This is a genomic window from Zongyangia sp. (assembly GCF_965361945.1).
Window position 1 is genome coordinate 1 of sequence record NZ_CBDTOK010000160.1, and the last position, 6975, is coordinate 6975.

A 6975-nucleotide genomic window follows, 5' to 3' on the forward strand; every position below is an offset into this window, starting at 1 on the left:
TGTTTTCACAATATCCTGTGGATTTAGGCTCTCGATGCACTGTGTTTATGAATTCATCGGTCAAACAGGCCCAAAAGGATGGGGCGACGGTAGAGGATATTTCCGCAGGACTCTCTATGAGCGTGGTGAAAAACGCCATTTATAAGGTAATCCGTGCCCGTAGTGCCGATGAATTGGGCAAAGAACTAGTGGTACAGGGTGGTACCTTCTTAAATGACGGTGTTTTGCGCAGCTTTGAAAAGGAGCTGGGGCACAATGTCATCCGCCCTGAGATTGCAGGGCTCATGGGCGCCTTTGGAGCGGCCCTTTTTGCAAAGAGTCTGCATAAAGATGTGTCCTCTATGCTCAAACCTGGGGATCTTCGCCATTTTGAACATACTGCGCGAGGGACGATCTGTCAGGGATGTACTAACAAATGCAATTTGACCATTAATACCTTTAGTGGCGGCCGCCGCTTTATTTCTGGTAACCGCTGTGAAAGGCCGTTGGGCCAAAAGGCGGCTCAAAAGCTGCCTAACCTGTTTGAATATAAGCTTGAGCGAATAAAAGCCCTTCAGTCGCCCAAGGGGACCAGAGGGAAAATCGGTCTTCCCCTAGGGCTCAACATGATTGAGAACATCCCGTTCTGGTTTACTTTCTTTACGGAGTTGGGGTTTGAGGTGGTACTGTCGGATATCTCCTCTCGGCAATTGTATCTGTCGGGACAGTATTCCATCCCCTCTGATACAGCCTGTTATCCCGCAAAGCTGATGCATGGGCATATGGAAAACCTTATTTCCAAAGGGGTGGATATGATTTTCTATCCCTGCATGAGCTACAATTTTGATGAAAAAACGTCGGATAATCATTTTAACTGCCCTGTGGTTGCCTATTATCCTGAGTTGCTTTATGGCAACATGGAAAAGCTTCACCATATCAAGTTCTTGTTCCCGTATCTGGGGCTTCATAATCGTACCTATTTTAACCGTTCCATTCACAAGTTTATCAATAAGGAAATTTGTGTGATTCCTTACGGGGAGATTCGTCGGGCATCGGGGTTGGCCTACAAAGCTTATGCCAAATGGCAGGAGGATGTGCGGGCGCAAGGAAAGAAGGCTTTGCAATACGCAAAAGATCATCACCTCAAGACGATTGTATTGGCAGGGCGCCCTTACCATATTGATCCAGAGATCAACCACGGTATTGACCGTCTGATCAGTTCCTTTGGCATTGTGGTGGTCAGCGAAGATGCGGTTGCCCATTTGGTGGAGCCGCAAAAGGTCCATGTTCTCAACCAGTGGACCTATCATGCGAGGCTTTACAATAGTGCGAAATATGTTACCACCCAGAAAGATATGGAACTGATTCAACTGGTGAGCTTTGGATGTGGTATTGATGCGATTACCACCGATGAAGTCCGTGCGATTCTTGAATCAGGCGGAAAAATGTATACACAGCTGAAAATCGATGAAATCAATAACCTTGGCGCGGTGAAAATCCGCATCCGCAGTTTGCTGGAGGCCATGGACGAAAGGAGCAGAATGGAAAATGAGTAAGAAACAGCAGGATACGGAACGGGTCATCTTTACTGAGGAAATGAAAAAGACCCATACCATCCTGGTGCCGAATATGTTGCCCATTCACTTCAACATGATTGCCCAAATCTTCAGGGAATACGGATATAAGATCGAGGTGCTCAGTACCTCTGGACGCAATGTAGTAGAATGTGGGCTTAAAAATGTCCACAATGATACCTGTTATCCGGCCCTCCTGGTTATCGGCCAGATGATCGATGCCCTGGAAAGCGGAAAATATGATCCAGATAAGATCGCGCTTATGATTACCCAAACAGGCGGTGGATGCCGGGCCTCCAACTATATCCATTTGTTGCGCAAGGCTTTGAAGAAAAGTGGCTATGACCATGTTCCGGTCATTTCTCTTAACTTTGCTGGCATGGAGAAAAATCCCGGCTTTAAGCTGACTCCACCCATGCTGCTCCGGCTTGTCTATGCCGTCCTCTTGGGAGACTTTCTTATGCTTCTATCCAACCAATGCAGACCCTATGAAGTGGTTGAAGGTTCCACCGATGCATTGGTAGAGGCCTGGACCAAGCGCCTATCTGTGTCCCTCCGTCAAAAAGCGAGCTATCGTCAGGTCAAAGAGTTTTATCGTCAGATTGTCCACGACTTTGGAGAACTGCTTTTGCGGGAGGAAGATAAAATCAAGGTAGGGGTGGTAGGAGAAATTTATGTTAAATTTTCTCCCCTCGGCAACAACAACCTAGAGGAATTTCTTCTCACAGAAGGGTGTGAGGTTGTTGTGCCCGGCCTGCTGGATTTTCTCAATTATTGTATTTACAATTCTATTACAGACCATAAGCTTTATGGAACGGGGGCTATTGCGAGTTTGTTCTGCCGGGTGGCCTATCGTTATATGGTGAAAAAGCAGAAGGACATGATTGCTGTTATCCGTGAACACGGAAAATTCCGGCCTGCTGGTTCTTTTGATCATACCAAGGAATTGGTGCAAGGTTATATCAGCCGCGGAGTCAAGATGGGAGAAGGCTGGCTTCTCACCGCGGAGATGCTGGAGCTTATTGAGCAGGGGGTTAACAATATTGTTTGTACCCAGCCTTTTGGTTGCCTGCCCAACCACATTGTAGGCAAGGGAATGATGCGGGTAATTAAAGAGCATCATCCAGAGGCGAATATTGTGGCTGTGGATTACGATCCTGGTGCCAGCCGTATTAACCAGGAAAACAGAATCAAACTGATGCTAGCTAATGCAAAGATGCAGCAGGAGGCCGCTGAAGCGGCTGATAAAACAATGTCTGTAGAGGAAAATGTGGATCAAAAAGAAGCAGTATTTGCTCAGCTATAAGATAAAAAGCGCACCGCTTCACGGTGCGCTTTTTATCTTATGATTGTCAATTGTCATCATAGCTTTCCTGTGATAAAATATATAAATTAGTGGCCATTTTGTTTAGAAATTTGTATTTTGCATATTGACTTTTTGAAGTAAAAAGATTGACCAAATGATTTTATTGTGTTATTATGCTATCATACTAAAGTATAGAGGAAAGGATGCAGCCTCCCAATGAAAATATATGATAAAATTACGCCAGAGGGCACCAGAGATCTGTTGTTTGAGGAATGTCAGACCATCCGCTGGGTGACTGCACAGCTGGCGGAGGAATTTAAAAGCCGTGGCTACGGCGAGGTAATGACTCCGTCTATTGAGTTTTTTGATGTATTTTCAGCCAATTCCACCTATTTCCCTCAAGAATCCATGTATAAACTTATCGACAATAAGGGGAGAATCATTGTTCTTCGGCCGGATATGACGACGCCTATTGCGCGACTGACTGCTACCCGTATGAAAAATCAGACCTTCCCACTGCGATTTTATTATAATGGAAAGGTTCACCGGGTGACTCCCAGCCACAGCGGGCGAAGCGATGAAATTTTTCAGATGGGCGTGGAGCTTATCGGCGCCAACACCTCCCGTTCCGATCTGGAAGTGATCGCTTTGTCGGGAGAATGTTTGAGGAGGATTAATCCGGATGCTTTCCGCATTGAATTGGGCCACATCGGATTGTTCCAGGGACTGGTAAAGCAGTTGGAAGCTGATGATTACACCAAAGAGGAGATCAGAAGATATATAGAAGCAAAAAATTATGGTGCACTTAATGCTCTATTGGACAAATTCGAAGGGAATCCAGCCGCCCAGGCCCTAAAAAAATTGCCGTCTTTGTTTGGCGGCGAAGAAGTTTTTGCGCAGGCAAAGGAGCTCAGTGTAACGGAAGACTTTTCTGATATACTCGACTATCTTCGCAGTGTCTATGAAAGCTTAGGCAGGCTTGGGCTCAAGGATAAAGTCATTATCGACCTAGGCCTTGTGAACCAAGGAAATTATTATACCGGCGTAATCTTCCGGGGATATCTGGAAGGCATTGGAGAACCCCTTGTTTCCGGCGGGCGCTATGACAATCTTTTGCGCGATTTTGGAGCGGATTTGGCGGCTACCGGTTTTGGCATTGACATCAATTTAGCGGTAAAATTTTTGCTAAAAAATCATGACTTTATCCGTCCAACCCAATCTAAGGCCATTGTTTTTGGCCGGGATGGCTATGAGACCAAAGCAATTGAGTATGTAAAACAATTGATACCCGAACTCGGACAGTGTGAGCTTTCTGTCTTTGATACGGAAGAAGAGACAAAAGATTATGCCAGAAAAAAAGGAATTGGTAAGCTTTATATCGTGGGTGAGGATATTACCATTGTGGATATTGGAGGGGAGAAAGCATGAAACCCATGCGGATAGCGCTGACAAAGGGCAGGTTAGAAAAGGATACGGTAGCCCTCTTTGAGAAAATTGGTTTTGATTGTACCAATCTAAAAGAAAAAGGCCGGCGGCTAATCCTGGAGATTCCGGGAGAAAATATCGAAGTTGTGCTGGCGAAAGCAGCTGATGTCATCACCTATGTGGAGCATGGCGTCTGCGATATGGGAGTAGTAGGAAAGGATACCATCATGGAAAACGGTACATCTTTCTATGAAATGATGGATCTCGGTTTCGGCAAATGTAAATTTGCTTTGGCCACTCAGAAAGGCTCTGATTTTTACGCAGGATACAATACCAAATGCATTGCAACCAAATATCCCAAGGTGGCGCGGAGCTACTTTGAAGGGAAGAGCATGGATGTAGATGTAGTGAAAATCGAGGGATCGGTTGAATTGGCGCCGCTGCTGGGATTGGCAGATGGCATTGTGGATATTGTAGAAACTGGAACAACCCTCAAGGAAAACGGTCTGGAAGTGAGCGAGTTTATCTGTGATATTTCGGCCCGTGTGATTGTGAATATTGCGAGCCTTAAGTTACGCAAACAGGAAATTGAGGGCCTTTTAGAAAAAATTGCCAAAGTGAAGGAGGAGAAAAAATGATCCAGGTAGTGAAAGCGGATGGAGTCCAGGATAGGGCATTACTCTCCCAACTGAAAAACCGCAGCGAAGAGGTGGATCGGAAGGTAACCGTGGCAGTGACTGAGATTATTGATGCAGTCAGGGCCAAGGGTGATGAGGCGGTTCGGGAATACACCCTAAAATTTGATGGCAAGTGCCCAGAACAGTTTGAAATTTCCAAAGCGGATATGCAGCGGGCGTTGGATGAAGCGGATCCAGAATTTGTTGCTTCACTTCAGCGTGCAAAAGAGAATATAGAAGACTTTCACAGACGGCAAAAACACCAAAGCTTTATCGATGCAAAGGCAAACGGTGTGATTTTAGGCCAAAGGATTCGTGGCCTGCACCGGGTGGGCCTCTATGTGCCTGGGGGGACAGCGGCTTATCCCTCATCGGTTTTGATGAATGCTATTCCCGCCAAAGTGGCAGGGGTCAAGGAAATTGTGATGATAACTCCGCCGCTGAAAACCGGTGGCGCCAATCCAGACATTTTAGTGGCGGCGGCTATTGCTGGTGTTGACAGGGTATTCCTGGCGGGCGGAGCACAGGCTGTGGCAGCTTTGGCCTATGGCACTGAGAGCATTCCACGTGTGGATAAGATTGTGGGTCCTGGGAATATTTATGTAGCCACAGCCAAACGGCTTCTCTATGGAACTGTGGACATCGACATGGTAGCGGGTCCCAGTGAAATTCTGATTATGGCGGATGAAAATGCGCCAGCGCCTTTTGTGGCGGCGGATTTGATGAGCCAGGCCGAGCATGATGTATTGGCCTCCGCCATATTGCTGACCACCAGCGAGAGACTAGCACAGAAAGTGGTAGAGGAAGTGAAGAGCCAGTCGGAATCTCTCTCTAGAAAAGAGATTATTGCTCAATCTTTGCAGGATTTTGGAGCTATTATCATCTGCAAGGATAACGATCAAATGGTGGAATACGCCAATGAGATTGCACCAGAACATCTGGAAGTAATGATGGCAAATCCTTTGGAATATTTAGGCCGGCTAGACAACGCAGGTTCTGTATTCTTAGGCAATTATTCTCCAGAGCCTTTGGGAGATTACTTTGCAGGCCCCAACCATGTTCTGCCCACCAGTGGAACTGCTCGGTTCTTCTCTCCGCTTTCTGTGGATAGCTTTATTAAAAAGTCAAGTTATATTTATTATACAGAAGCTGAGCTGTGCAGGGCTAAGGATGATATTATGCGCATTGCAAATCGAGAAGGGCTGACGGCTCATGCTAATTCCATTAAGGTGCGTTTCTAAGTAAAATTGCGGAAAGGTGAATCATCATGTCTTATTCACTGAATGAAAAGCTGCGGGATTTGGTTCCCTATGACCCAATTAGTGGCAATTTCGAAATCCGGCTGGATGCCAATGAAAGCTTTTTTCAGGTAGATGAAGAAATTCTGGCAGCTTTTAAAGAAAGTCTCTCTCAGGTACAGTTTAATCGCTATCCCGATCCATATGCTAGACGTCTCAATGAAAGCTTTGCCAGCTTTTATGGGATTGATCCTGCTTATGTGACGGCAGGAAATGGTTCAGATGAGCTCATCGGTGTCATTACCTCATCCTTTTTGGAAAAGGGAGATACCGTTGTGACCTTTGCGCCGGACTTTTCAATGTATCGGTTTTATGCAAGCATTTATGAGGCGAAAAATATTGATGTCTCTAAGGAAAAAAGTCTTGCCATCGATGTGGATAAGGCCATTGCACGAATCCGGGAAGAGAAAGCAAAGATGGTGATCTTTTCTAACCCATGTAATCCAACGTCTTTGGGCCTTAACAGAGAACAGGTACGCCGCCTTATTACTTCGGTTGATGCACTGGTAGTGGTGGATGAAGCCTATATGGACTTTTGGAATCAATCCATTTTACAGGAAGCCCACCAGTATGACAATGTGATTGTCCTGCGCACCTGTTCTAAGGCTGTGGGAATGGCCGCTCTGCGTCTGGGATTTGCTGTGGCCAACCCCACCATTACAAGAGCGCTCCGGGCTGTGAAATCTCCCTATAATGTCAATACTATTTCCCAGGAA

At 46.0% G+C, this 6975-nt stretch carries 6 protein-coding genes; all 6 read left to right on the top strand.

The annotated features are described in order from the left end of the window. A partial coding sequence (locus ACZ25G_RS09955) for an acyl-CoA dehydratase activase-related protein (protein WP_463682348.1) occupies positions 1-1535 on the top strand: 1535 nt, incomplete at its 5' end. Beyond that, complete coding sequence (locus ACZ25G_RS09960) at positions 1528-2859, top strand: 2-hydroxyglutaryl-CoA dehydratase (protein WP_463682349.1); 1332 nt, start codon at positions 1528-1530, stop codon at positions 2857-2859. The genes ACZ25G_RS09955 and ACZ25G_RS09960, both read left to right, overlap by 8 nt. Before the next feature lie 216 nt (positions 2860-3075). Beyond that, entirely contained in the window at positions 3076-4287 is a 1212-nt protein-coding gene (gene hisZ / locus ACZ25G_RS09965) for an ATP phosphoribosyltransferase regulatory subunit (RefSeq protein ID WP_463682350.1), read from the top strand. Next, positions 4284-4922, top strand: a complete 639-nt coding sequence (hisG, locus tag ACZ25G_RS09970; RefSeq protein ID WP_191481505.1) for an ATP phosphoribosyltransferase — start codon at positions 4284-4286, stop codon at positions 4920-4922. The genes hisZ and hisG overlap by 4 nt, the downstream gene beginning before the upstream one ends. Beyond that, positions 4919-6202 (top strand): histidinol dehydrogenase, encoded by a 1284-nt coding sequence (gene hisD / locus ACZ25G_RS09975; protein ID WP_463682351.1) that lies wholly within the window; start codon positions 4919-4921, stop codon positions 6200-6202. The genes hisG and hisD overlap by 4 nt, the downstream gene beginning before the upstream one ends. Before the next feature lie 26 nt (positions 6203-6228). Then, a partial coding sequence (locus ACZ25G_RS09980; protein ID WP_463682352.1) for a pyridoxal phosphate-dependent aminotransferase occupies positions 6229-6975 on the top strand: 747 nt, incomplete at its 3' end.

Excerpts from the sequence above, each read along its gene's own strand:
- ACZ25G_RS09960 (WP_463682349.1), top strand. The coding sequence starts at position 1,528 with ATGAGTAAGAAACAGCAGGATACGGAACGGGTCATCTTTACTGAGGAA.
- hisZ (WP_463682350.1), top strand. The coding sequence starts at position 3,076 with ATGAAAATATATGATAAAATTACGCCAGAGGGCACCAGAGATCTGTTG.
- hisG (WP_191481505.1), top strand. The coding sequence starts at position 4,284 with ATGAAACCCATGCGGATAGCGCTGACAAAGGGCAGGTTAGAAAAGGAT.
- hisD (WP_463682351.1), top strand. The coding sequence starts at position 4,919 with ATGATCCAGGTAGTGAAAGCGGATGGAGTCCAGGATAGGGCATTACTC.